This window comes from Enterobacter sp. MGH 38 (assembly GCF_000492855.1).
Classification (GTDB): Bacteria; Pseudomonadota; Gammaproteobacteria; order Enterobacterales; family Enterobacteriaceae; genus Enterobacter; species Enterobacter hormaechei_C.
In genome coordinates this window covers 1,712,637-1,739,520 of the sequence record NZ_KI535608.1, presented here as the reverse complement: position 1 = coordinate 1,739,520, position 26,884 = coordinate 1,712,637, and the positions used below count along the sequence as shown (strand labels likewise).

Sequence of the window (26,884 nt, the reverse complement as noted above, 5' to 3'; positions counted from 1 at the left end):
ATGCTGACTACTCTACTTTCTATACTGACCAATCGCATTCTGTGGAGCTTCCTGGGCGTAACGGCGCTCGCGGCGGTCATCTGGATGATTGGCCCGCTGTTGTCCATCGTAGATACCCGCCCGCTTGAATCAGAGCAGAACCGCGTCATCAGCATTGCGGTGGTCTACCTGATTTGGGCCCAGAGCCACATTCTGCCGCGGCTGTATAACGCCTGGCTGAACCGTAAGCTGATGGACAAGCTCAACGAAAATACCACCAGCCCGGAGGCGGCCGATCCGCAGAAACGTCTGAACAGCGAGGAGCAGATCCTTGCCGGGCGTTTCGATGAAGCCGCCCAGATGCTGAAAAAAGCCCACTTCAGCAAAGCGGGACATGGCGCACAGTGGACGCAGCGCTTCAGCACGCAATACCTCTATCAGCTGCCGTGGTACGTCATTATTGGCGCGCCGGGTTCCGGTAAAACCACCGCGCTGGCCAACTCCGGGCTGCAATTCCCGCTGGCGGATCGCTTCGGTAAAACCGCGCTGCGCGGCATTGGCGGCACGCGCAACTGTGACTGGTGGTTTACCAACGAGGCGGTTCTGCTGGATACCGCGGGGCGCTATACCACTCAGGAGAGTGAGCAGGTTCAGGACGCCGGGGAGTGGCTGGAATTTATCAACCTGCTGCGTAAATACCGCCGTCGCCAGCCCATCAACGGCGTGATTATTACTATCAGTATTTCCGACCTGCTTTCGCAGTCCGCTGAGGCCTCCCGACAGCAGGCGGTCAACCTGCGCCAGCGTCTCTCCGAGCTGCATGAACAGCTGGGTATTCGCTTCCCGGTTTATGTGATGGTGACCAAAGCGGACCTGCTTAAAGGCTTCCGCGCCTGGTTTGCGGATTACGACAAAGCCCAGCGCGACCAGATCTGGGGCTTTACGCTGCCGTGGGAGCAGACCAAACACGCCGATTACGATCTGATGGGCAACTTCCAGCAGGAATTTTCCCTGCTGCAACAGCGTCTGGATGCTGGCCTTCCGGAAACCATGCTCAAAGAGCATGACGCCAAAACCCGTGCGGAAGCCTATCTCTTCCCGCAGGAGTTCGCCGCGCTGCGTCCGCTACTGGCAGACTACCTGAGCACGGTCTTTGCCCGCTCAAACTTCGAAACCGAATTTTCGCCGCGCGGCATCTACTTCGCCAGCGGCACCCAGGAAGGGATGCCGTTTGACCGCGTGATGGGCGAGCTGAACCGCGCGCTCTCCTTACCTGAAGGGGAGGAAAGCACGCGCTGGGATTCGGTGAGCAAAGAGGCGCCGATACCGGGCGCGAAGGGTCAAAGCTTCTTCATTAAGAACCTGCTGCAAAACGTGATTTTCCAGGAAGCGGGTATCGCCGGGGAAAACCGCTGGTGGGAGCTTCGCAACCGCGCCGTGATGTGGTCCGGCTACGCGGCGCTGCTGGCTCTGCTGGTGATCCTGGGTGGCCTGTGGCTGACCAGCTACGCTAAAAATAAAGCCTATCTGGAAGAAGTGGACGCAAAAGTGCCGATGCTGGAGCAGCAGAGCAAGGCGCTGCAAAACCAGCCCCAGCGCGATCTGTTTGCGCTTCTGCCGCTGCTTAACAGCCTGGTGGATCTGCCGAAAAGCGATGCCTTCGACGTTAACGACCCGCCGGTTTCCCGCCGCATGGGGCTTTATCGCGGGGATGACGTCAGCGATGCCTCGCAGTCTCTGTATCAGAAGGCGCTGGATCAGATGCTGCTGCCTGCCGTGGCGATGCACATTACCACCTGGCTGCGCAACGACAACGGAAGCGACGTGGAATACAGCTATGAGGCGCTGAAAGCCTATCAGATGCTCTACCAGCCGAAGCACTATGACGGCAAATTCCTGCACTCGTGGGTGATGCTCAACCTGCAACGCAACCTGCCGCAGAACGTGACGCAGGCGCAGCTTCAGGAGCTGGAATGGCACCTGACCCAGCTGCTGGAGCCAAAAATTCAGGCTTCACCGTATGCGCAGGATGAGGATCTGGTGGCCCGTGAAAGGGCGCTCATCAACCAGCAGCCGCTCTCCACCCGCGTATATGGCCGCCTGAAACGTCTGCTGGAGCATGATGAGAACCTGAAGCCGGTTTCGCTTTCAGATCTCGGCGGCCCGCAGAGCGAGCTGGTGTTTTCCCGTAAGAGCGGCAAGCCGGTGAGTGAGGGCGTGCCGGGGCTCTATACGCCGGACGGCTACTGGAAAAGTTTTAACGACCAGATCGACAGCGTGACCACCGCCCTGCACGAGGACGATGCCTGGGTGCTGGGAGCAGCCACCGCCCAGGAAGATAAACAGCAGATCGATAACGCCGTGCGCCAGCTCTACATGCGCGACTTTATCGTCAACTGGGATCGCTTTCTCGCTGACATTCAGCTCAACAACAGCGCCGATCTTTCCCAGCGCATCAACACCGCGCGCCTGCTTTCAGGCACCAACTCGCCGCTGCGCCGTCTGGTACTTAACCTGAGCAAGGTGCTGACCCTGTCGCGCACTGCGCCTGCCCTGGAAGATGCGCAGAAAGCGGAAGACCAAAGCAACCGCGCCACCCGTACGCTGGAAGCGCTGTTCAGCAACGGTGACAATGCCCCGACGCAGGGCGCGGTTGTGACGCAGGCGCCTGAGCAACTGGTGACCGACCACTATGCGCCGATGATTGAGCTGGCGCAGCCGCTGGAGAAGGGCGGTAAGACCATCGTCTTTGATGATTTTCTCAAGCAGGTTGACGAGCTTTATCGCTACCTGACAGCCGTTCAGGATGCAGCAAACAGCGGTATGCCCGCGCCGGGCGGCGATGCCATCAGCCGCCTGCAAGCCAGCGCGGGCCGTCTGCCGAGCGGGCTGCAAACCATGTTCAGTAATATGGCCGTGGGCGCAAGCAGCGATACCCAGCGTCGCGATCTGGAGAACGTGCGTAAGCGCATCAACGTGGAAGTGGGCGGGTTCTGCCGTCAGGCGATTGCCGGGCGTTACCCGCTGGTGCGCAGCGCCAGCACCGAGGTGACGCCGGACGATCTCGCCCGCATGTTCGCGCCGGGCACCGGACTGATGGACACCTTTTTCCGCGACAACCTGACCAACAAGGTGGACACCACCCAGGCGAACTGGCGCTTTATGCCGGGCATCGACGGTAAAACGCTGCCGGGCAGTGAAGGGCTGCTGCGTCCGTTCCAGCAGGCGCAGTCTGTCCGCGATGCCTTCTTTGCCAACGGCGCGACCACGCCATCCTTTAAGGTCACGGTGCGCACCGTGCGGATGGACAACACCATTCTGAACCTGACGCTGGACGTGGACGGCCAGCTGCTGCGCTACAGCCACGGTCCGCAGGCGGTGCAGATCATGACCTGGCCGGGGCCGGGCGGGACGAACCAGGTGCGTATGCAGCTCGGTCTGGCCAATGGCAGCACCGCAACGCTGGTGACTAACGGTTCCTGGGCGCTCAACCGCTTTTTCGACAAGGCGCGCACCAGCCCTGGCGCGGGTAGCCTGAGCCGTCAGGCCACGTTCAACGTCGACGGACATCAGGTCACGCTGGAGTTTGCCCCGAACAGCATCCGCAATCCGTTCCAGCTTCCCCGTTTCTCATGCCCATAACCGCAAGGACAGCCGTATGACGAATACCCCTGCGATGAACCGATATAGCTGGTATGGCAAATTACCCAGCGCCGGAGATTTTTTGCAGCGTCGCTTTCCGGATACCCTGCAACGCCAGTGGTCGCACTGGTTCCAGGTCGGCCTGCTGGCCTGGCAACAGGAAGAGCAGCGCAGCGGCGAGCGCCCGTTTTCTAAAGCCCCGGTGTGGAACTTTGTCGTCCCGCCGATGCTCGGTAGCCAGATGATTCAGATGGGCTGCCTGCTGCCGGGCCGTGACAGCGTAGGCCGCCACTATCCGGTATGCCTGCAACTGAGCTTCACCCCCGCCGAGTGGTCATCCCGCCTGCTCGGGCAGGCTGAGAGCTGGTACCAGCAGCTTGGCCGTCTGGGGCTGCACGCGGTGCGTAACAGCTATTCTGCCTCCCAGCTGGATGAAATGCTGATGACCATCCCGGCGCCCCAGCCGGTTGAGCCGCAAAAGCGTTCCGACATTCTCGACGTGATTGGCTATGACGACGAGGGTCAGAGCACGCTGGGCTGGCCGCAGGCGGCGGAGTGTTTTGATCCGCTGCGCCAGACCAGCTACTGGTGGACAAACCGCTGCGACGGTTATCCGCTCTACACCCACGTCCACAGCGGAAACTTTACCGGGCAGCTCTTTACGCTGCTGTTCGATCCGGCAGGCGGCGCCCGTCCGGGCCGCCACGGTCTTTACCCGCCTATGTTTGAATAAGCAGGGATCTTATGAATATCGATGAATTTCTCGCGCCGATAAGCCCCGACAACCCCTGCGGTGAAAACCTGGAGTACGACGCTGATTTCCAGGCCATGGGGCAGGCCAGTCAGGGCAAAGCCGAGCAGCAGTTTGGCGACACCATCATTCCGGCAGAGCCTGCCGACTGGAACACGGTGGAAAAACTCGCCACCAGCCTACTGGGACGCACCAAAGATCTTCGCGTCATGCTGGCGTTAACCCATGCCTGGACACGTCGTCGCGGGCTGGCAGGTTACGCTGACGGGCTACTGCTGGTGCAGGAAGCCCTGTCCCGTTACTGGGAGCAGCTTTACCCGCTGCTGGAAGAGTATGGCGAAACCGATCCGTTCTACCGCATCAACGCCCTCGCCGGGCTGAGTGATAAATCTGACCTGACGGTCGCGGTACGTAACGCCTCACTGCTCCGCTCAAACGGCGATGAGATTTCGCTCCGTGACGCCCAGGCGCTGCTTGACGGCAGTAAAACCGAGTGTCCGGATTATCCGGGCGGGCGTCCACGACTGATCGATGAGCTGGCCCGGGGCGATCAGCCCGGCACCGAAGCGGTAATCGTGATCAACGAACGCCTGCTGGCCATCCGCGAACTGCTTACCGGCTATCTCGGGGAAAGTGGCGTACCGGAGATGGAACAGCTGCTGAAAACCGTCGGGCTGGTCGCCAGCGCGTGTCAGGTGACCGACATCAGTAAGCTGCTGCCGAACCGTGACGCGCAGGCTGAACAGCACGCTGAGCCGCAGCCTGCGGCAGCGCAGCCCGTTCAGCCGGTCACCGACTGGCGCAGCGTGCAGGTGACCAGCCGCGCCGACGCGCAGCTAATGCTGGAAAAAGCGAAACAGTACTTTGCGCAGTACGAACCCAGCCATCCCGCACCGCTGATGATTGAACGGGTGCAGCGGCTGTCTGAACTCAACTTTATGGACATTATTCGCGACCTGGCGCCAGACGGCGTTAACCAACTGGAAAACATCTTTGGACGCCGCGAATGACGCGTCCTGGCATTATGACGACAGGCATGGAGTCTGCCGTTTCACCTTCACCGCGCATCTTTGATGGAGAACATCATGGCAATGAGTAACAGTGGACAGAAATTCATCGCACGCAACCGTGCTCCCCGCGTGCAGATCGAATACGACGTAGAGATCTACGGTGCAGAACGCAAAATTCAGCTGCCGTTTGTGATGGGCGTTATGGCCGATCTGGTTGGCAAGCCGGTGGAAAACCTGCCAGCCGTCGACGAGCGTAAATTCCTGGAAATCGACATCGACAACTTCGACGAACGCATGAAGGCGCTGAAGCCGCGCGTGGCGTTCCAGGTGGATAACACCCTGACCGGCGAAGGTAAGCTCAACGTCGATCTGACCTTTGACAGCATGGACGACTTCCTGCCGGACGCGGTGGCCCGTAAAGTAGAGCCGCTGAACAAGCTGCTGGAAGCCCGCACCCAGCTCTCTAACCTGCTGACCTACATGGACGGCAAAAACGGCGCGGAAGAGCTGATTGCAAAAATCCTTCAGGATCCGACGCTGCTCAAATCCCTGAGCCAGATGCCAAAAAATGACGAAAGTGCGAAAGGTAGCGAGGAATAATCGATGAGCAACCAGACTCAACAACACGATCAGCAGGCGGGCCAGGCGTTCAGCCAGGACGAGTTCAGCGCGCTGCTGAATAAAGAGTTCCGCCCGAAAACCGATCAGGCGCGCTCTGCCGTAGAAAGCGCGGTTAAAACCCTGGCGCAGCAGGCGCTGGAAAACACCGTGACCTTCTCAAACGATACCTACCGCACCATTCAGAACCTGATTGCCGGTATTGACGAGCAGCTTTCGCAGCAGGTGAACCAGATCATTCACCACGAGGAGTTCCAGAAGCTGGAGAGCGCCTGGCGCGGCCTGAGCTACCTGGTGAACAATACCGAAACCGACGAGATGCTGAAGATCCGCTTTATGAGCATCTCCAAGCAGGAGCTGGGCCGCACCCTGAAGCGCTACAAGGGCGTGGGCTGGGACCAGAGCCCGATCTTCAAAAAAATCTACGAGCAGGAGTACGGCCAGTTCGGTGGCGAGCCGTTTGGCTGCATCGTAGGCGACTACTACTTCGACCACAGCCCGCAGGACGTTGAGCTGCTGGGCGAGATGGCGCGCATTGGCTCCGCGGCCCACTGTCCGTTCATCACCGGTACCGCACCGGGCGTGATGCAGATGGAGTCCTGGCAGGAACTGGCTAACCCGCGCGATCTGACCAAAATCTTCCAGAACACCGAATACGCCGCCTGGCGTTCACTGCGTGAATCGGAAGATGCCCGCTATCTGGGCCTGGTGATGCCGCGCTTCCTGTCGCGCCTGCCGTACGGCATTCGCACCAACCCGGTCGACAGCTTTGATTTTGAAGAGCAGACCGACGGCGCGAACCACAACAGCTACTCCTGGGCGAACGCGGCCTATGCGATGGCGGCCAACATCAACCGCTCCTTTAAAGAGTACGGCTGGTGCACCTCGATTCGCGGCGTCGAATCCGGCGGGGCGGTGGAAAACCTGCCGTGCCACACCTTCCCGAGCGATGACGGCGGCGTGGACATGAAGTGCCCGACCGAGATCGCCATCAGCGATCGCCGTGAAGCGGAACTGGCGAAAAACGGCTTTATGCCGCTGGTTCACCGCAAAAACTCCGACTTCGCCGCCTTCATCGGCGCGCAGTCCCTGCAAAAACCGGCCGAGTACCACGACCCGGATGCCACCGCTAACGCGCGCCTGGCCTCCCGTCTGCCTTACCTGTTCGCCTGCTGTCGTTTTGCTCACTACCTGAAGTGCATCGTGCGCGACAAAATCGGCTCCTTCCGCGAGCGCGAAGAGATGGAACGCTGGCTGAACGACTGGGTGATGAACTACGTCGACGGTGACCCGGCGAACTCCTCCCAGGAAACCAAGTCCCGTAAACCGCTGGCGGCGGCGGAAGTGCAGGTGCAGGAAATTGAAGACAACCCTGGCTACTACGCCGCGAAGTTCTTCCTGCGTCCACACTACCAGCTGGAAGGTCTGACCGTTTCCCTGCGTCTGGTATCTAAACTGCCGTCGCTGAAGACGAAGGACGCGTAATGACGATTGCCGGCCCGAAGGGGCCGGCCATCTGAGCGGAAGAGCTTAGCTTATTTCTGTCAGTGAATAAGGATAGACGGTGAAACATATACTTGTGATCGCGACCAGTTTGCTGGCAGTTTCTACTCTCGCAAGCGCTGACGCTGGAAATTACAAATACCCTCAAGCGGAAGCATTGCCTCAGGATGACACATCGAACTTCCAACGCGATCCGACGCTGTTAACAGGGTACGATTTAAATCTGAGTGCAGAGCGTTTTGCTAAAGCCTGGCTGTCGAAAACGAATGAACGTGAACGCATTAAGGCAAATATGTATCTTCTCGGCGTAGTCGACGCGTCTGAGGGCACTGCATGGTGCAAGGGCAGGCCTTTTTTGCCAAATACAATACATGAGTTTCTCTATTCTCGTTTTGCGAACTTATCGAAACAGCAAGGCGAGGAGCGCGCTTCAAAAATCATCATTGACGGCATGAAAGAATTACGCCCGTGCAAAAAAGGAGAGTGACAAATGAGACCATTATACGAACAACTTAAACGTCAGCATTACTCTTCAAATCACACACGCGCGGGTTTTGCCTCGGGTGAACAGGTTTTTTCAGAAATTGGCTACGATTATTCGACGATTATCAAGCAACAACCGGCATACGAAAATACCTGTGCGGTAAGAATGAGCCTGGCATTGTTAAAATGCAATGTTGAATTTACAGGGCGTTTACCCATAAAGACCGGTCCCTATAAGGGAAAAACAATCGAGCCTGGCGCAAAATTACTTGCCGATCAGCTTTATAAATCCCATGTGTTTGGCAAGGCAGAAATCTTTAAAGACCGCGAGGCTGGTGCACGCTCAATGTTGGGCCGAAAAGGTGTTGTTTTCTTCAATAAAATTGATGGATATGGCGGTGGTCATATCGACCTTATCGAGCCTCTGAGTAATAATTCTTTTATATGTAACTCCGATTGCTTTCCGTACTGTCAGGAAATCTGGTTTTGGGAATTAAAATAATTATATTCAGGTGTTTAAAGACCGTATTTCTTTTGCTCACTTGCTTATCTTTTTCTGCTCGCGGTGACAACCCTTACGTTGATTTTTATCAGCAGCAAACATACCGGCAGGTGGTTAAAGATTTTGTCCTGGCGCGCTGCCTTGCGCAGGTAGCAGATAAAGGCAGTCAATTTTCTGCTGATGCGGCCCGCAGTGCGAGTGCATTTATTGAATGGATACCGTTTGATGCTGAAAACGGTACTGACAAAGTTAACGCCATTATTCGGAAGTATAAAAACCAAATTAATGGTTTCCACTCGGAGCGCAAACCTGATGTAAAAGGCGTAACCTTAAATTGTCTACGTCTTTATCATAGCGACGAACTGAATAAACTGGTTCCGCAGCTCATCATTGGCGATCCTGATCGTACCTGGATTCAGGATAATCCGCAGTAGTAAAAGACTTCACATTCTTTCCGTTCATTCAGGGGGAATGTAAGACTGTCAAATGACACGGGTCGTTTGATATGAGGCAGAGGTAAAATATGGACGGTTTTATTCAGCCCCATGCTTTCCTGTTTGCCATATAAGGGCTTTTTCGAAAGCAATATTGTTCATCCACGAAGAGTAGATATTATGGCTATTGATATGTTTCTGAAGGTCGAGGGTGTTACGGGCGAATCTAAAGATTCTAACCACACCGGCTGGACTGATATTACCTCCTTCTCCTGGGGCGCGTCCCAGCCGGGTAATATGAGCGTTGGCGGCGGCGGCGGTGCCGGTAAAGTTAACTTTAACGATCTGCACGTTAACGCTCTGATCGACAAATCCACTACAGCAATCCTGAAACACTGCGCAAGCGGTAAGCACCTGACCAAAGTTGAACTGTCCGTCTGCAAGGCGGGTGGTCAGCAGGTTGAATATACCCGCATCACCCTGGAAGACGTTCTCGTGACTTCCGTTCAGTACACCGGTGCCGACAACGGCGATACCGTTGGCGTGACCTATGCATTCCAGGCTGCGAAAGTGAAACAGCAGTACTGGGAGCAGACCACTGCCGGTGGTAAAGGTGCTGAAAGCAGCGCTGGCTGGAACATCAAAGAGAACAAAGAAGCGTAATTGTTCATCCATGACCGGGGAACCTCCCCGGTCATGATGATTAATTCCAAATATGTTGCAGATGAATGATGATTAGAGAGTTAAGCGTAATATTAATCGCATTAGCCTGTAGTGCTTGCATTTCACCACCTGCACAGTATAAGAAACTTTCTGTTACGTTAAAAAAACAAAATCCCTTGTTTTGATATCAGCCTGGATGCAAATTTTAATGGGCCTGTATCAGTTTTCGCACCATCTGTAATGAAACGCGTTGGTAATCAATGGAAAACTATTAATTCTCATGACCAACTTCCAGCAATGCATATCTGATTACAGAGGAGTGTATTCGTCTGAATGAGGTTGACTGGCGCAAAAGTGAGTATGATGTTGTATTGAAGATTGTCAATGAAAAAACTGCTATTCGATATGCTGCACGGTTAATATTAAAGAAAGGTATAAGTTGCGAGTTACTTTTAACGGCAAGTGAATGATATAATTTTCAAACCTCGGTGTTTTCGAGAGTGCATCGGCGTTTGAATGTTTATTTAATTATAAAATAATTAAACAATTCACCACTGCAAACTCTGGACAACTATGTGTGTTGATTAAAGGGTTTAAATATGACACATCGTTCAACCGTTAGCCCGGGCTACTGTGTGGTCCAACATCCTGGAACTTTAGATTATCAAGCTCGATTATTGTTTAATAATGTAAATAGCGAAGCCGCTAGATACTTTATGCAAATAAACAATGACACACCTTGGTTAAAACCAGGGCAGTTACTCATCGTGGCTGACCCAGACAACACGAATCAGTCATCGCAACTGAGTATTCTTTCCAGGGCAAAACAGAAAATTAACCATGCGCTGGCATCATTAAACACATCGGTTGCAGAGTATCTCCACGCTAATTATGACAATATTTCCGCATTGACTTCCTTAGGTGATAAACTAGCTGGGAATGCTGGTGATTTAGGTGAGAAATATTTCAGGCAAATTGAAAATATACTCATTAAAATTGAGAGGACTTATCAGAATCAGTTTATATCCCAAGGTTCTTTAATTGGTCAGCAGTTTTATATGGAAAGAAGGGTGTTATTCTCTCAGCTAAAACCTTTATTAAATAACCTAAGCAAGCTAACACTTAAGATTCAAACCTACGAAAATATTAAAAAAGCATTGAACTTATCAAGCCGCTCTATCGTCCATGAATGGAGTACGGTTGGTGTCGGCGCGATCCCTGGATATTCAGATTATATTGTACGCTCTTCTCGCGCGGCTAGTATTATGAAAGCAGGGGGCTGGATCTCACTAGGTTTCTCTTTTTTGAATACTTCTAATGATGTTTATAAAGCCTGTACTGTCGATCGTGAAGATGAATGTGGAAAAGTTGCTGTTACTGAATATAGTAAGTTTGGTGGAGGTACGCTTGGTGCTGCGGGAGGAGCCTGGGCTGCGTCTTTAGGTACTGGCGCTCTTTGCGGTGCAATGGGAATACCTACGATGGGTACTGGTGCCCTTGTGTGTGGAATTGTTGTAGGACTAGGCGCTACTTCTGCGGGAGCCTGGATGGGTACTAAAGGAGGGGCTGAATTGGGTGAAGGGATTAGTAACTTGATTTTTTCTGGGGACGAATAAATGTATGGAGATTTGCGTTTAATATTGCTTTTATTGGTTTTTTTAGGACTGTTTGCTTCTTTGTGTTTTTATTTTTATTTTTATCGTAAATATTCCCTGGAGCTATCAAAATCATTTCATATTTTGAGTGATAAGCAATATTTAGATGTAAACGATTATCTTTTTTATGAACAACTTGGTCTTCCCGGATTTGCGCATCGTGTGTTCCTTATGAAAAGGATTTTGGCTGGAAAAGCCACAAAGCAAAATAGCAAAAAAAATCTCCCTCCGGAGGCAGAGGCATTAGTATCATCGATATACGATTTCTCATGGATAAAAATGTTTTACAGGATGACACTTTTTGTTGTCTTTTTGATGCTTCTATTGTTCTTATTGATTGCTACAGGACCCTAAAAGCATGTCATCTTTATGCCTGGCAAATATAACGTTATTGTTTCTTGTGCTTTTATTTATTAACGTTGTAATCATGGATGTTTACAGTTCTCGGTTCTTTAAAAAACACGAGTCAGATTATAAGTGGCTCCTCTCTGAATATCGCCAAAAAGGCTATGATATCGACCTGATAACAAATTATGCATCGTTTTTTGGTTCACTGGCTAATTATCATAAAATAATCTGGTTTGTTCGTCTTCGCAAAGGCGTGAAGATGAAATTTACCAAAGACAGAAATGTTCAGGACGATGCCTATAAATTCGTTCAGGCATTACCGGAAGAGAGAATCGGCTGGATATTAAAACTGCATCGACGCTATAAAGCTCAGGCCTTTCTTTTCACGCTATGGCTGCTTATTGGCATTATTTTCCTGAATGTAGTCAAATAATTTTAATCAGCCCATAACCCCCAAACCCCGCCGTTTTCACCCCCGAGAGCGGCAGCGTTTGAGCGCTAATCATACCAGCAGGAATACGCCATGCGATTCACGATTATTTCTACGAAACCCGGTCATCAGCCGCCGCAAAGCAGCTGTGATTTTTATGCCCCGGGCGGCACCATTGGGCGCGGTACGGATAACAATCTGGTGCTGCCGGACAATGACCGCACCATCTCGCGTTTGCAGGCCATCGTTCACGTCGACGCCAGTGGCGAATGCCGCGTCACGAACCGCGGCAGCGTTACCCGCGTGGTACTGAATGATATCCCGCTGGAGCGTGGGCGTCAGGTTGAGCTTCAGGATGGGGATATTCTCGGTATTGATGATTATCGCATTGAAGTCAGCGAACTCATTCATGACACCCAGCCCGTAAGCCGCATGGCGGCCAGCATGCAGCAGGCGCGCCCAGCTGCGACACCTGCTCCGGCGCCACAACCGAAACCGGCCAGCGCCGCGCCTCGCGGAAAAGCTGAACCTACGGCCGTGCCGTCGGAAATCTGGGACAGCCTGATGCAGGAGTTTTCCATCTCCGACAGCATCTCCAGCAACCGGGCAAAACCACAGCCCGCGGCATCCCACGATCCGTTCTCTCAGCCTGCGGCCCCGGAGCGGAATGCCGAAGATCCGCTGTCAATGTTTAACGACGCCGAACCGTCGCTTGAACGTAAAAACGTTGACCCGGACACGCTGTTCAGCGATGAAGCGTTGTTTAAAAAAGAGAGCATCTTTGACGATGTCACCCCTTCAACGCTGGTACAGCCGGACGAAAGCAAACCTGCCCAGCCAAAGGAAGAGGCGTCGGACGAACTTGATCCGTTAGCCCTGTTTGGCGGGTCGGCGAGCGCACCTGCCGCGCGTCACGATGACCCCCTCGGCCTGATGGGTGGCGCGCCGTTAACCCTTCCGGATGAAATCGTGGCCGATAAGCCGGAGCCAAAGCCTGAACCGCAAGCCGCACAGGAAGAGGATGCGCTGGCCAGCTCACCGCTGTTCGATCCGGAACCGACTGAACCACAGGATGCGCCGCGCGCGGAAGAAGAGCCCGCGCGTCCCGATTACGCTGGCTTCACCATGCCAACGCCGCAGGCCGTGGCGCGCAGCAACGCGCAGGCGCCTAAAGGCCGCCTGCGTATCGACCCGGTTAAAAACGCTGCTTCGCCTGCTGCCTCCGCGCAGACCGGCGAGCGGGGCGAGGTGCTTCAGGGCGAACTGCTGGAGGCGCTGCTGGAGGGCATGGGCCTGAGCGAAATGCAGCCGGTGCCGCAGTTTGACCGGGAAAATATGCGTCAGCTGGGGCAGATCCTGGGCATGTTCTCGCAGGGGACCGTGGCGCTGCTCTCCTCGCGCTCCATCCTCAAGCGTGGGGTGAAAGCCGATATGACCATGGTGCTCGACGATGCGAACAACCCGTTCAAACTGTTGCCGACCGGGAAAACGGTGCTGATCCAGATGTTCGGCACGCCGATGCCGGGCTTTATGCCGCCGACCAAATCGGTGCGTGATGCGCTAATCGATCTCCAGGCGCACCAGCTGGGGATGATCTCCGGTATCCGCGCCATTATCGCCGCCATGCTGCAATCCTTTAATCCGGAACAGCTGGAAGAGCAGGCGAAGCAGAACGGGATGACGTCACGCCTGGCGCTGCCGGGCAGCCGTAAAGCCGCGCTGTGGGATTATTTCGTTCGCAGCTATGGCGAGACGGCGGGCGAGATCGAGGACGACTTCCATACCCTGTTTGGCGAAGCCTTCCTCCATGCCTATGACATGGAGGTCAATCAGTACAAAGACTCACAAAGCGGATCGGAAGAAAAATGAATATCGCAACGGCTTCTCTCTCCCGCCAGGGGACGCGCGCCAGCAACCAGGATCAGACGGGAGAAACCATCGGGGAACGTTCAGCCTGCTTTGTCGTCTGTGACGGCATCGCGGGCCTGCCGGGCGGCGAGGTGGCCGCTGAGCTGGCCCGCAACAGCATTATTTCCCGCTTTGACGGCGACAAGCACCTGAATGCGCAGCATATTCGTGACTACGTCCAAACGGCGAACCGCACCATCCTCAGCGAACAACAGGCCGTGCAGGACTATCGCCGGATGGGCACCACGCTGGTCAGCCTGTTTATCGACAGGGATTACCGTCTGGCTTACTGGGCGCACGCCGGAGACAGCCGCCTGTACCTGTTTCGCCGCGGCTGGCTGTGGCATGTCACCACCGATCACAGCCTCGTCCAGCAGATGAAAGATGCCGGGCATCAGACCGACGATCTCAACAGCAACCTGCTGTATCTGGCGCTGGGTATTGAGAATGGCGGACCGGAAGCGAGCTACAGCGATGTCGTGCAGGTCGAGGACGGTGATGCCTTCCTGCTCTGCACCGACGGTTTCTGGCACGGCGTTAGCGAAGAGCAGATGAAGCAGTCGCTGCACATGGTCAATACGCCACAGGAGTGGCTGACCTTAATGAACCAAATCATTCAAAAGAATGCCGAACAGGAGGGCAATGCTCAGGATAACTATACCGCCGTGGCGGTGTGGATGGGCAACCCTCAGGACACCACTTTGCTGCATACGCTCTCTGACGCAGCACAATTTCTTCCCTGCGGAACTGATTAGACACACAAGGATTGATATGAAACTTTGGCTATCGGGTTTGGCTCTTCTGACGGTGGCGACCACCGCACAGGCTGAAAACTTCCGCATCGTGCAGTCTCCTGCGCAGAAGCTGGATATCTGGATCGACAACATTAAAGACAATACGCCGCAAAGCTGGTGTAAGGCGGACGTTGCGCTGCGTATCGTGGCGAACGGCAAGAAAGAGGTTTCGGTGCTGGAAAACTTCGTGCCGCGCCTTGGCTCGCTGCTGGAGCACCAGTGCAGCAAGCTGAATACCCTGAACTGGACGCTTAACGATCCGGAAGGCACGACGCTTGCCCGGGGCACAGCGGCTAAAGCACAGGACTGGGCGCTGGTGGTGAAACAGCAGGAAACGACGGCGGCAACGACCACCACCTCAGGCGCGCTGCTGCCGCCTGACCAGAATCCGGAGACGCACACCGTGGCGGCAGATCGTACGCCATGGCAGGAGTTCACCCTTCAGGACGGTTGCCACCTGCGCACCTTCTGGGAGGGCGGTTCCTCCGCGCCGGCGCTGTTTATTCCGGATTCCGACACCACCCGCTGCGGCAACGGTAGCTGGCTCAGCGGCCACACCGTGGTGACGCAAAATCGTAACGGGACGCAGAAAGCGATTCCGGTCACCTACATTCACGGCTTCCCGGTGATGGGACTGAACAACGCGGTCGATCCTGAAAAGGCGCTGATCACCTCCGTCAACAAAGAGCGCATGGTCTTCAGCACCCCGAACAGCGACCAGAGCTGGATGATCCTGCCGTACGACAGCACTCTGAACGGCTGGAAGAGCAACGGCACGGTGGCGGTGGAAATCACCCGTGAGATCGCCAGCGACGACGCCAGACTCCAGGCGCGTATCGCAGAGGTGAAGAAGATCTGGAGCGCATGGGTTGCACCGGGCGCGGAGCTGAACGTTGTTCTGATTGACACGCTGCGTCCGCAGCTGCGCGATCCGGCAGTGGGCACCTGGCGCGCGACGAATTAAGGAGGGGCTATGAATACGCTTTATCAACGTCTGGCGGGTGAGTCGATTAGCGACGCGCTGCTTCGCCTGGAAGCCGAAATCAAAGCTCGTCCGGCGGATGCCGATCTGCGCGCCGCGTTTGTGCAGTTTCTGATCCTCAGCGGCAACTGGGCGCGCGCCCTGACCCAGCTGAAGAGCTGGCTGGCGCTGATGCCGCAGGCAAAACCAACCGTAACGCTGCTGGAGCAGGCCATTCAGGGTGAACAGCAGCGGGCGCGCGTATTCGCGGGAGAGGCGCGACCGGCAATGCCCGAGGCGCAGTGGCCGTGGCTGTCGAGGTTAGCCCAGGCGCTGACCGAACGCGCCGGGCAAGCGCAAACGCTGCGCCTGGAGGCACTCGAACAGGCCCCGGCAAGCCGCGGGCAGGTCACGCTGGAGAATGAAGAGAGCCACACCTTTGAATGGCTGATGGACGGCGATGCCCGTCTGGGGCCAGTGTGTGAAACCCTGGTCAATGGCCGCTATTTCTGGGTGCCGTTCTGCGCCATCGATGCGATCCGTTTTCAGGCTCCGGCCAGCGTGACCGATCTGGTGTGGCGTCATGCGCTGGTCCGCCTCACGGACGGCACCGAGCAGGTGTGTCAGATCCCGGCGCGTTATCCGTTTGCTGACGGCGCTTCCGATAGCGTTAGACTGGGGCGCACCACCGAGTGGCTCCCGCTCGACGACGACGGTGTCCTGTATGAAGGCATGGGGCAGAAAGCCTGGCTGAGCGAGCAAAGCGAAAGCCCGCTGCTTACCCTGAGCCTGGTGACATTTACCTCGGATGGTGCGGATGAGTAATACCGCTGGCGAAGGCGATCTGCTGCGCAGCGGCTGGCAGGCCCGCAGCAGGCAGGAGAAAGTGGGGGCGCGCGACAAAATGCAGCCCTCACTGCTGGATCGCCTGACGGATAACGATCCGGAAAAAAAACGCGAGTCCGCCAACAGCAATCTGATTACCCACGCCGCGCTGCGTCGTAACGTCCTGCGGGATTTACAGTGGTTGTTTAATACCATCAACCACGATGCCTCCAGCGATCTGAGCGGGCTGACGCAGGTGAGCCGTTCCGTCGTTAACTTCGGCGTCGCGCCGCTGGCGGGGAAAAGAATGTCTGATATCGAATGGCACGACATTCAGCGCAAGCTCACCGAAGCGATTATTAACTTTGAACCGCGGATCCTGCCCCAGGGGCTTCAGGTTCGCTGCGTGTCCGATACCTCCTCGTTAGATCTGCACAACGTTCTGTCTATCGAAATCAAAGGCCGCCTGTGGTGCGTGCCGTATCCGCTGGAGTTTCTCTTTCGCACCGACGTCGATCTGGAAAACGGCCATTTTGAACTGAAAGATGCGGGGTAATGATGGAAAGCAAACTGCTCGAATATTACAACCGTGAACTGGCCTATCTGCGCGAGATGGGCGCGGAGTTCGCCGAACGCTACCCGAAAGTGGCGGGGCGGCTCGGCATGCGCGGCATCGAAGTGGCGGACCCGTACATTGAGCGCCTGATGGAAGGTTTCGCCTTCCTGACCTCCCGCGTGCAGATGAAAATGGACGCCGAATTCCCGCGCTTTTCACAGCGTATGCTGGAGATGATTGCGCCAAATTATCTGGCGCCTACGCCGTCGATGGCGATCGCTGAAATTCAGCCCGACAGCAGCCGGGGCGACCTGAGCAAAGGCTTTATTGTGCCGCGCGGCACCATGATGGACAGCCTGGCGCTGAAAAAAACCGGCGTTACGTGCAGCTATACCACGGCGCATGAGGTCAACCTGCTGCCGTTAAAAATTGAGCGGATCGAGCTGGGCGGCGTTCCCGCCGATTTGCCGCTGGCCCAGCTCGGCCTGAGTCAGCGGGGGATCAGCAGCGCCTTACGGGTCCGCATTGCCTGCGATGGCCCGCAGCATCTCGGGCACCTGGATTTTGACCGCCTGGAGTTCTTCTTAAGCGGCCCGGACATCGAGGCGCTGAAGCTGCTGGAGCTGGTGATGGAGCACCACGCGGGCATCGTCTGCCAGACGGTCAGCAAGCAGCCCCAGCGCCAGCTGCTGTCGTCTGACGCCCTGCGTCAGGAAGGTTTTGATGCGGACCAGGCCCTGCTCCCGGACGATCTGCGTAACTTTGACGGCTATCGCCTGTTGCAGGAGTACTTCGCGTTCCCGGCGCGTTTTCGTTTCATCAGCCTGAGCGGGCTGGGCAAGTTGATCCAGCGCTGCGAAGACGAAAAAGCGTTTGATATCTTCATTCTGCTCGACAAGAGCGACGATCAGCTGGAGCGCGTGGTGGATGCCAGCCACCTGGCGCTGCACTGCACGCCGGTGATCAACCTGTTCCCGAAAGTGGCGGCCCGGCAGAAGCTGAGCGAAAGCCAGCATGAATACCACCTGGTGGTGGATAACATCCGCCCGCTGGATTATGAAATTTATGCCGTGAAAAAAATCTATGCCAGCGCGGATGGTCAGCGGGACGACCAGACGTTTCGTCCGTTCTGGAGTACCTGGAGCGGAGACGCGGGCAACTACGGCGCCTATTTTTCCCTGCGCCGTGAGCAGCGCGTTCTCTCCGAACACGCGCTGCGCTATGGCACCCGCACGGGCTATATCGGCTCGGAGGTCTTCGTCTCGCTGGTGGATGCGCAGCACGCGCCGTGGCAGGAAAACCTGCGCTATATCTCCGCCGAGGTGCTGTGCACCAGCCGTGACCTGCCGCTGATGCTCCAGCAGGAGCTTGGGCAGTTTATTATGGCCGACTCCATGCCGGTGAAGGCGTTAACCCTGCGTAAAGGCCCGACGCCGCCGCGTCCGGCACTGGCCGAAGGGTTCAGCACCTGGCGGCTCATCAGCCAGCTGCAAATGAACTACCTTAGCCTGATGGACAGCGAAAACGAAGAGGGCGCTGCCGCGCTGCGTCAGCTGTTAGGGCTGTACGCCAACCTCGCCGAGACGCCGGTTGCCCGTCAGGTGGATGGCGTTCGTCACTGCGTGCTGGAGCCGGTGCACCGCCGCGTGCCGGAACCCGGCCCGGTGGTGTTCGCCCGCGGGATCGGCATCACCCTGACGGTGGACGAACGTGCCTTTTCCGGCGCCAGCCCGTGGCTTTTCGGCAGCGTGCTGGAACGCCTTTTTGCCCGCCTGGTCTCCATCAACAGCTTTACGGAGTTCACGCTCAAGAGCCAGCAGCGCGGCGAAATCGGCTACTGGGCGCCGCGTATGGGTAAAAGGGCGCTGGTATGAGTGAAGTTGCCCCTGCAACGCTGCGCGTGCATCGCCTGACGCCGCTGCCCGATGCGTTCTGGCACGGAGTGCGCGAGACGCCGTGGCGCTACGATCTGTTCCAGCTGTTAAGACGCATTGATGCCCAGGGCGGCGAGCGTTACCCGCTGGGACGCGCGCCGCTGCCTAAATTTGAGCCGCTGCGTATTGGTCAGCAGCCTTCAATGGGCTTTGCGCCGTCAACGGTTGCTGAGGTCCGGCAGCGGGAAGAGAACGGACTGCATGAGGTTTCCATTCTGAGCTTCGGCCTGTTTGGTCCTAACGGCCCACTGCCGGTGCACATGACTGAGTATGCCCGCGAGCGTATTCATCATCATCAGGATCACAGCCTCAGCGCGTTTGCCGACCTCTTTCACCACCGCCTGACGCTGCTGTTCTACCGCGCCTGGGCGGACGCGCAGCCTGCCGTTTCACTGGATCGCGACGACAACAGGCGCTTCGAAGGGTATCTGGCATCGCTGATTGGCATGGGGCAGCCTGCCCAGATGTCGAAAGGCAGCCTGAGCGCGCATGCCCGCTTTACTCACGCCGGGCACCTGACCCGCCACGGGCGGGACCCGGAAGGGCTGGAGAAAATCCTGCGCAACTATTTCAACGTGCCGGTCAGGCTGGTGGCCAACGTCCCGCAGTGGATGCCGCTCTCAACGCGGGAGCAGGCACAGCTGGGTGAGGGGCGTCGCCTGCCGCGCATGGGAGAGTCCGCTTTTCTCGGCATTGCGGTACGCGACGTGCAGCATAAATTCCGGCTCGAGATTGGCCCGTTGAGCGCAGACGACTACAACCGTTTTCTGCCGGGCGAAGGATGGGTCACCGAGCTGCGCGACTGGGTGCGACAGTACGCCGGGGTGGAATTTGAATGGGAAACACGGGTGATCCTGCGCGCCCATGCGGTGCAGGGCGCCACGCTCGGCAGCGCCGGGCGATTAGGGTACAACACCTGGCTCGGCCTTCAGCCTCAGCCTGTTCCGCGTGGCGATCTGGTGTATCGCGCAGAGCGATAATCCTTCCGTATACCGAATCATTGTTAATGGAAACTAACATGTCAGAAATTAGCCGTGCCGTGCTTTTCGGCAAACTGGATACGCTGTTATTTACCTCTCTGGAAAGCGCGACTGCCTTCTGTAAGCTGCGCGGCAACCCGTACGTTGAGCTGGTGCACTGGCTGCATCAGCTGATGCAGCAGCAGGATGGCGATCTGCAACAGGTCATCCGTCACTTCGCCCTTGATGAACAGCAGCTGACGCGCGATATCGTGGCGGCGCTGGATGCCCTGCCGCGTGGCGCGAGTTCCGTGTCTGATCTTTCCGAGCATATCGACAGCGCCGTCGAGCGCGCCTGGGTCTACGGCTCGCTGAAGTTTGGCGTCAGCCGCATCCGCGGCGGCCATTTGCTGATCGGCATATTGAAAACGTGGAATCTGGCTAACGTGCTGAAAAGTATTTCGGCGCAGTTCACCCGTCTTAACGTTGAGGTGCTGGTCGAGCAGTTCGACGCCATTTGCGCCAGCAGCAAAGAGAGCCAGCAGGCCGCCGCCGCTGCGGACGCGCCTGCCGGGGCAGTACCGGCTGCGCAGGGCACGCTGGCGCAGTATGGTCAGGATCTGACGGCGCGCGCCCGGGAAGGCAAGATTGACCCGGTGGTGGGGCGCGATGAAGAGATCCGCCAGATGGTCGATATCCTGATGCGTCGTCGCCAGAACAACCCCCTGCTGACAGGGGAAGCCGGCGTCGGGAAAACCGCAGTGGTGGAAGGGCTGGCGCTGCGTATCGCCGACGGCGACGTGCCGGAGCCGCTGCAAAACGTTCAGCTGTGGCTGCTGGATATCGGCATGCTTCAGGCCGGAGCGGGCATGAAAGGGGAATTTGAGGCGCGCCTCCAGGCGCTGATTAACGAGGTGCAGTCCAGCGCCACGCCAATTATTCTGTTTATCGATGAGATCCACACCCTGATTGGCGCAGGCGGACAGCAGGGCACCGGCGATGCCGCTAACCTGCTCAAGCCAGCCCTGGCGCGCGGGCAACTGCGCACCATCGGCGCGACCACCTGGGCGGAATACAAAAAATACATTGAGAAAGATCCTGCGCTGACCCGTCGTTTCCAGACGGTGCAGGTTCACGAGCCGGACGAAGCGAAAGCCATTCTGATGCTGCGCAGCACCGTGTCGCCGCTGGAGACGCACCACCAGGTGTTGCTGCTCGACGAAGCGGTCAGCGCGGCGGTGAAGCTGTCCCACCGCTACATCCCGGCGCGTCAGCTGCCGGACAAAGCCGTCGCGCTGCTCGACACCGCCTGCGCCCGCGTCGCGGTGAGCCAGAGCGCGCCGCCTGCTCAGCTGGAAGACTGTCTGCGTCACCTGGCGGCCCTGGACGTGGAGCTGGAGATTGCTGAACGCGAAGCACGCGTGGGGGCGGGCGATCCGGCGCGTGTGGCGACCTTAACCGCCGAACGTGACGCATTCGAAACCCAACGCGAAGCTCTGGCCCGTCGCTGGGAAGAAGAGCGCACGCGGGTGCAGGAGATTATCCGTCTGCGTGCCGCGCTGTTTGCGGCGGGAGATGAGGATACGGCTGAACTGCGCGGCCAGCTGGCAGAACAGCAGCAGGCGCTGAAGATCTTACAGGGTGACGAACCGCTGCTGTTTGCCGCGGTGGATGAGAACGTGGTGGCTGCGGTGGTCTCAGACTGGACCGGGATCCCGCTGGGCCGGATGGTGAAAAATGAGATTGACGCGGTGCTGAACCTGGCCGACACGCTGAACCAGCGGGTTATTGGTCAGCGTCACGGTCTGGATCTGATTGCCCGTCGGGTAAAAACCTCGCGGGCGAAGCTTGATGATCCGAACAAGCCGGTGGGCGTCTTTATGCTGTGCGGTCCGTCCGGCGTCGGTAAAACCGAAACCGCGCTGGCGCTCGCCGAATCCCTGTACGGCGGCGAGCAGAACGTCATCACCATCAACATGAGCGAGTTCCAGGAAGCGCACACCGTCTCCACCTTAAAAGGTGCGCCTCCGGGGTACGTAGGGTATGGTGAAGGCGGGGTATTAACCGAGGCCGTCCGCCGCCGTCCATACAGTGTCGTGCTGCTGGACGAAATTGAGAAAGCGCACCCGGACGTCCACGAGATCTTCTTCCAGGTCTTCGACAAAGGCTGGATGGAAGACGGCGAGGGGCGCCATATTGATTTCCGCAACACCATTATTATTCTGACCTCCAACGTCGGCACCGAGCTGATTAGCGCCATGTGCGCCGATCCGGACCTCATGCCGGAGCCTGAGGCCTTAAGCGGCGCGCTGCGCCAGCCGCTGCTGGAGGTGTTCCCGCCTGCACTGCTGGGCCGTCTGCTGGTGGTGCCGTACTACCCGCTCAGCGACGAGATGCTGGGGCAGATTGTGCGTCTTCAGCTCAGGCGCATTCAGCGTCGTCTGGAAGAGAATCACAACATTATTTCTGAATTTGACGACAGCGTGGTCGAACAGATTGTTCAGCGCTGTACCGAGGTTGAGTCGGGCGGGCGTATGGTGGATGCGATTCTGACCAATACGTTGCTGCCTCAAATGAGCCAGATTTTACTTACCGCCAGCCGCAGCGAACAGCAGTACCGACGTCTGCATGTCACCTGCGAGCAGGGCGAGTTCCACTGTCAGTTTGCCGCGTAATAATCATCAAGAGAACTGTAAAAGATGACGGATAATGATAACAATCGGACTGTCCCAAACGCGCTCCCGGTCGGGTACCGTTTCAATGAGTTTGAGATAAAAGAGGTGATTGGCGGCGGCGGATTCGGCATCGTCTATCGCGCCTGGGATCACCAGCTCGAACGCACTATCGCTATCAAAGAATTTATGCCTTCCTCCCTCGCCGTGCGCGGCGAGGATATGACGCTGGTGCTGCGCAGCGAGCGCTTCGGCAAAGCGTTTTCTGCCGGTCTGAACAGCTTCATCCAGGAAGCCCGCCTGCTGGCGCGCTTTAACCACCCGAACCTGCTGCACGTACTGCGTTTCTGGGTGCAAAACGACACGGCCTATATGGGAACGCTGTTTTACAGCGGCACCACGCTGTCGCGTCTGCGCGAAGAGAAACCGGAGCTGATTAACGAGGCGTGGATCCGCCGCATGCTGCCAATGCTCTTCGGCGCCATCAAAACGATCCACGACGAGGGTTATCTGCACCGCGACATCTCGCTGGATAACATTCAGATTCAGGATAACGGCCTGCCGGTGCTGCTCGATTTCGGATCGGCGCGCCGCACCATCGGTAATCTTTCGGATGAGACGGAAACCATGCTGCGTCCGGGCTTCGCGCCTATCGAGCAGTATACCGACGACAATGAAAGCGAGCAGGGGCCGTGGACGGATATCTACGCGCTCGGCGCCGTATTGCGCACCCTTATCGTCGGCTCACCGCCACCGGTCAGCGTGGTGCGTTCGATTCAGGACACCTGCAAACCACTGGTGGAGCTGATGCCGCAGGGCTATTCCATTCCGCTGCTTCAGGCCATCGACAAGGCGCTGGCGCTGCATATGGAAGACCGTCCGCAATCCATTGAGGAGTTTGCGGCGCTGATCGAGATGCCCGTCGCCGGTATTGACGAGGTGTTGACCGCGAAGAAGACCGGCACGATGCTGGTGCCGGTGGAAGAGGAGGCATCTGCTTCCGCGCTGGACTGGCGACGTTACAAGCTTCCGGGGCTGGTGGCCGCGGGCGTGCTGGTTGGGGTGGTTGCCGGTGCGATGCTGTTCGGCGGCGGCAGTCAGGAAACGCCAGAGCAGACGGCGCAAACCCCTGCCGTGAGCCCTCCGGCTGAGACCTCCTCCCAATCGGAAACCAGACCGGCAACGGCAGACGTGAGCGAGCCGGTAGCGCCACCTGCTACGGCGCAGCAGAGTGCGCCGCCTGTCGACGCCAGCCCGGTCGCGCTGGTCTACATCCGCATGCTTGATGGCGAGACGCTGAAGGTGAACGGCGAGTCTAAAGCGCTGCGTCCGGGGAATAACGGTTACGCATCGCTGAAATTGCCTGCGGGCGAGACCCGCATTGAACTGGAAGGCAATGGAAGAACGCGTACCCAGACGCTGGATATTGCGAAGCCAGGCACCTGGCTGGTGAATCCGTAAGCCTGCGGGTAACAGGACGGAGCGAATGTATAACATCAAGTTTGTCTATCTGTTCCACGAGAACGTCTCGCCAGCGCTGTTTGCGAAAATAATCCGCCCGTCCGTTGCCGGACAGTGGATTATGTCGGTTCCCGACCATTCGCTGCGCTCACTCTTCACGCGCTACGATCTGCTGCGCACGATCACCGGTGCGAATCCATATCAGTCCGGGCGCGATACCCGTACGCTGATCGCGCAGGATTTAGAGATGGGCAGAGTGGTTGCCATTGACGAAAGTTTTCGTGACTGGTCATCAGTAACGGAAATTTTTTATATCAACGCCAAAGGGCAACTCCAGGCTGCCTCGCTGGTCGGCCTGGGCTGGTATCCGGTGAGTACGATTGTTGACCGCTACGAAACTATGGTGAGAACGTACGGATCTCGCCCTGCGCCAACGGTACTGCCAAAACAGGTGGTGAAATCTAAAACGGCACAGGTGCCGGATGAACCTACTCCGGGCAAGGACGGTAAAACCTATGCCGGGCAGCTTCAGAAGATGACCAAAGCAGAACGCTGGCAGGCGCGTAAAGATCTGATCGCGAAGGGGAGCAATAGCCTTTATCCGGATGCCCAGATCGCCGCGAAACGTCTGGCGGCGAATAATATCGCGGTGGAAAAAGCGAAGCTTGCGGAAAATATTTATAAGACCGTGAACCCGCTGGAAACCACACCGGGCGTGCCGGAGGGATGGACGGATATCAGTAATGACGATGCGCTGTTAGGAAAGTTCGGGCTGAACAAATCCATGCTCTTTGACGATGATACGTCCCCCAATTTTCTGGCGCGCGTCTATCAACCGAAGCCGGAAGTGTTTGGTGCAGATATGAACCCCACGCTGGTATTCAGGGGATCGCGCGAGCCTGGCTTCGCCTCTCTGTCTGAGAATGTCTCCTCTCTACTGACCAAAGGGGAACTGGCGCCGGTGGTAAACGGGGCTGACTGGTCGAATAACTTCTCACAGGGCATGGGTATGGCTTCAGATTATTATAAAAAGGCCGTGAGTATCGGTAAGGAGCTGGCAAGGTCAGGCCAGAATATTGATATTGCCGGTCATTCCCTTGGCGGTGGTCTCGCCTCTGCAACCTCTATGGGCAGCGGGAAAGCGGGGTGGACGTTTAACGCCGCCGGCCTCAATGCCGGAACCGTAGAAAAATACGGCGGTAAGATATTAGGCAGTACGGATAATATCCAGGCGTATCGGGTTGAAGGTGAACTGCTGACGAAGATTCAGGAAGTTAACCCCTGGGAAGATCTGAAAACGATGAAAGGGCATGTCCCTTCGTGGATCCTCAAAGAGGAAATCTCTGCGCTGAGCCCTAATGCTGCCGGAATACCCCATGACCTTCCCGGTGGAACCGGAAGTGCGCTGGACCGCCACGGGATTAATCAGGCGATTGATTGCATAGAGCAACAGAAGGATGAGGATATTTCGATAATCGGGAGTCGATTGTGAAAAAAGGGTTGATGGCTTTTGTCGCGTTATGTTTTTTATTCATGATTCAGGGGTGTAAGCAGGATATGGACCTTAATCCACAGGACTACTTCAGCGGTCAGCAGCTTGAACTGGCGAAAGCGATTGAAGAAGGCGATGTCGACGCGGTGAAGACGCTTGCACCAGACAGCGATCTTAATAAACCGGGAAAGCAGGATATGACCCTGCTTTTTTGGGCCATCGGCAACGCGATTAATGATAAAAAGACATCGCCCCATTTAAAGGTGATTACGTTGCTTGTTAAGGCTGGCGCAGATCCGCTCCAACCTCGACCGCAGGGAAAAAGCAGTCCTGCCGAATTTGCCCTAAAGGGAGACAGTGCGGACTGGATCGACGCGATGCTGGACGGTGGCCTCTCACCCAACGTGAAAGATAAGGTTTTCCACGAACCGATCGTCTTCCAGTCGCTTAAAGCGAAAAATACAGAGACGCTGGAAGCCATGCTCGATCGCGGTGCTGACGTCAACTCAACCAATTCACTGGGTAAAACGCTGGTGTTTGATGCGCTGGATAACCAGGCTTACGATCATGTCTTGTTGCTGCTCGATCGTGGAGCGGATCCGTCAATTAAGGCCAAAAATGGCTGGTCGATGAGCAATGCGCTCGCGGACGCGCTTAATGGACTCGAGCGAGGCAGTGAGCAATACGAGAAATTAAACGAAATAAAAGAGAAGCTCATCCAGAAGGGGGGCGAATGGCCACCCGCGCCGGTTAAGTGATTGCTCAACTGTCATGAACGCCAGAGATAAGGTTTTCGTTTTCTGGGGATGCATGGATGCCCTGGCCGTTGTCTTATATTGTGCCCAGTCCATGCGGCATGACAAGATCCCTTTTATTTCCGATATACACGCCTTCAGTACGGTTGTGAACACGCTGTCTGCTGGTGGGTATAGCGCTCTGGTTATTCTTTTCTTTATTCTCGATTTTTTGTTGTTGCTCTCTTTTATTGCCTCAGCATGGTGCTTCTTCGCCCGGAATTTATACGCGAGCAGACTGGCACTCTACCAGGAAATACTGCGTCTGGTTGGGTTTCGCTACTCAGTTTCCCTTTTTCCCCTGGTGTTAAGTTTCACGGGCGTGATGAATGTCTGGCTAAATGGATTTTTATTCATTTTGTCAGAGTTTCTGAAAATCTATTCCCTGTGGATTTATAAATATGAAGGGGAAAGGCCCCCGGTGAAAGAGTAAGACGGCCAATAACCAGAACATTCACGTTTGGAAAGCCTTGCGTTAAAAATATTCTCAGCATAAACCATTACGGAATA

24 protein-coding genes are annotated in these 26,884 nt (G+C 56.5%); all 24 read left to right on the top strand.

The features are described 5' to 3' along the window. The 24 genes from tssM (at position 1) to L384_RS03400 (ending at position 26,807) form a co-directional block, all read left to right on the top strand. The gene (gene tssM / locus L384_RS03290; RefSeq protein ID WP_023324846.1) at positions 1-3,621 is read left to right on the top strand and encodes a type VI secretion system membrane subunit TssM; all 3,621 of its coding nucleotides are present in this window, start codon (positions 1-3) and stop codon (positions 3,619-3,621) included. Positions 3,622-3,637: 16 nt separating this feature from the next. Further along, positions 3,638-4,354 carry a type VI secretion system-associated protein TagF gene (gene tagF, locus L384_RS03295; RefSeq protein WP_006810959.1) on the top strand — a complete coding sequence of 239 codons (717 nt, stop codon included), beginning with the start codon at positions 3,638-3,640 and terminating at the stop codon, positions 4,352-4,354. 11 nt (positions 4,355-4,365) lie between these two features. Next, positions 4,366-5,382 (top strand): type VI secretion system protein TssA, encoded by a 1,017-nt coding sequence (gene tssA / locus L384_RS03300; RefSeq protein ID WP_003859964.1) that lies wholly within the window; start codon positions 4,366-4,368, stop codon positions 5,380-5,382. A 75-nt stretch (positions 5,383-5,457) separates the two neighbouring features. Continuing rightward, positions 5,458-5,982: a type VI secretion system contractile sheath small subunit gene (gene tssB, locus L384_RS03305; protein ID WP_022648413.1), complete on the top strand. Its 525-nt coding sequence runs from the start codon at positions 5,458-5,460 to the stop codon at positions 5,980-5,982. A 3-nt stretch (positions 5,983-5,985) separates the two neighbouring features. Next, entirely contained in the window at positions 5,986-7,485 is a 1,500-nt protein-coding gene (gene tssC, locus L384_RS03310) for a type VI secretion system contractile sheath large subunit (protein ID WP_006810956.1), read from the top strand. 79 nt (positions 7,486-7,564) lie between these two features. Continuing rightward, positions 7,565-7,990 (top strand): Rap1a/Tai family immunity protein, encoded by a 426-nt coding sequence (locus tag L384_RS22175; protein WP_022651414.1) that lies wholly within the window; start codon positions 7,565-7,567, stop codon positions 7,988-7,990. Positions 7,991-7,993: 3 nt separating this feature from the next. Further along, on the top strand, positions 7,994-8,488 hold the full coding sequence (locus tag L384_RS03320) for a T6SS effector amidase Tae4 family protein (protein WP_022648411.1): 495 nt from the start codon (positions 7,994-7,996) through the stop codon (positions 8,486-8,488). After that, positions 8,473-8,922, top strand: coding sequence for a T6SS amidase immunity protein Tai4 family protein (locus L384_RS03325; RefSeq protein ID WP_023324845.1), 450 nt, complete (start codon positions 8,473-8,475; stop codon positions 8,920-8,922). The genes L384_RS03320 and L384_RS03325 overlap by 16 nt, the downstream gene beginning before the upstream one ends. 180 nt (positions 8,923-9,102) lie before the next feature. Beyond that, positions 9,103-9,585 carry an Hcp family type VI secretion system effector gene (locus tag L384_RS03330; RefSeq protein ID WP_014884229.1) on the top strand — a complete coding sequence of 161 codons (483 nt, stop codon included), beginning with the start codon at positions 9,103-9,105 and terminating at the stop codon, positions 9,583-9,585. 599 nt (positions 9,586-10,184) lie between these two features. After that, positions 10,185-11,201, top strand: a complete 1,017-nt coding sequence (locus L384_RS03335) for a hypothetical protein (protein ID WP_022651412.1) — start codon at positions 10,185-10,187, stop codon at positions 11,199-11,201. Continuing rightward, positions 11,202-11,594 (top strand): hypothetical protein, encoded by a 393-nt coding sequence (locus L384_RS0121360; RefSeq protein WP_032628301.1) that lies wholly within the window; start codon positions 11,202-11,204, stop codon positions 11,592-11,594. Between the two features lie 4 nt (positions 11,595-11,598). Then, positions 11,599-12,021 carry a hypothetical protein gene (locus L384_RS03340; RefSeq protein WP_022651411.1) on the top strand — a complete coding sequence of 141 codons (423 nt, stop codon included), beginning with the start codon at positions 11,599-11,601 and terminating at the stop codon, positions 12,019-12,021. A 90-nt stretch (positions 12,022-12,111) separates the two neighbouring features. After that, positions 12,112-13,887: a type VI secretion system-associated FHA domain protein TagH gene (gene tagH / locus L384_RS03345; RefSeq protein ID WP_023324844.1), complete on the top strand. Its 1,776-nt coding sequence runs from the start codon at positions 12,112-12,114 to the stop codon at positions 13,885-13,887. Beyond that, positions 13,884-14,681: a PP2C family protein-serine/threonine phosphatase gene (locus tag L384_RS03350; protein ID WP_003859969.1), complete on the top strand. Its 798-nt coding sequence runs from the start codon at positions 13,884-13,886 to the stop codon at positions 14,679-14,681. The genes tagH and L384_RS03350 overlap by 4 nt, the downstream gene beginning before the upstream one ends. Before the next feature lie 16 nt (positions 14,682-14,697). Beyond that, positions 14,698-15,684, top strand: coding sequence for a hypothetical protein (locus L384_RS03355; RefSeq protein ID WP_023324843.1), 987 nt, complete (start codon positions 14,698-14,700; stop codon positions 15,682-15,684). 9 nt (positions 15,685-15,693) lie between these two features. Then, positions 15,694-16,506: a type VI secretion system accessory protein TagJ gene (locus L384_RS03360; protein ID WP_023324842.1), complete on the top strand. Its 813-nt coding sequence runs from the start codon at positions 15,694-15,696 to the stop codon at positions 16,504-16,506. Beyond that, the gene (tssE, locus tag L384_RS03365) at positions 16,499-17,062 is read left to right on the top strand and encodes a type VI secretion system baseplate subunit TssE (protein ID WP_003859970.1); all 564 of its coding nucleotides are present in this window, start codon (positions 16,499-16,501) and stop codon (positions 17,060-17,062) included. Before L384_RS03360 ends, tssE begins: the two co-directional genes overlap by 8 nt. A gap of 2 nt (positions 17,063-17,064) precedes the next feature. Then, the gene (tssF, locus tag L384_RS03370; protein WP_032628408.1) at positions 17,065-18,936 is read left to right on the top strand and encodes a type VI secretion system baseplate subunit TssF; all 1,872 of its coding nucleotides are present in this window, start codon (positions 17,065-17,067) and stop codon (positions 18,934-18,936) included. Beyond that, a complete protein-coding gene (gene tssG, locus L384_RS03375) occupies positions 18,933-19,976 on the top strand; it encodes a type VI secretion system baseplate subunit TssG (protein WP_023324840.1) in 1,044 nt (347 codons plus the stop codon). The genes tssF and tssG overlap by 4 nt, the downstream gene beginning before the upstream one ends. A gap of 38 nt (positions 19,977-20,014) precedes the next feature. Then, the gene (tssH, locus tag L384_RS03380; protein ID WP_023324839.1) at positions 20,015-22,630 is read left to right on the top strand and encodes a type VI secretion system ATPase TssH; all 2,616 of its coding nucleotides are present in this window, start codon (positions 20,015-20,017) and stop codon (positions 22,628-22,630) included. Positions 22,631-22,654: 24 nt separating this feature from the next. Then, positions 22,655-24,088, top strand: a complete 1,434-nt coding sequence (locus L384_RS03385; protein WP_022651404.1) for a serine/threonine protein kinase — start codon at positions 22,655-22,657, stop codon at positions 24,086-24,088. A 25-nt stretch (positions 24,089-24,113) separates the two neighbouring features. Beyond that, on the top strand, positions 24,114-25,580 hold the full coding sequence (locus L384_RS03390; protein ID WP_003859977.1) for a Tle-like phospholipase domain-containing protein: 1,467 nt from the start codon (positions 24,114-24,116) through the stop codon (positions 25,578-25,580). Further along, positions 25,577-26,338 carry an ankyrin repeat domain-containing protein gene (locus L384_RS03395; RefSeq protein WP_023324838.1) on the top strand — a complete coding sequence of 254 codons (762 nt, stop codon included), beginning with the start codon at positions 25,577-25,579 and terminating at the stop codon, positions 26,336-26,338. Before L384_RS03390 ends, L384_RS03395 begins: the two co-directional genes overlap by 4 nt. A gap of 52 nt (positions 26,339-26,390) precedes the next feature. Continuing rightward, the gene (locus L384_RS03400; RefSeq protein WP_023314301.1) at positions 26,391-26,807 is read left to right on the top strand and encodes a hypothetical protein; all 417 of its coding nucleotides are present in this window, start codon (positions 26,391-26,393) and stop codon (positions 26,805-26,807) included. The last annotated feature ends 77 nt before the right edge of the window (positions 26,808-26,884 follow it).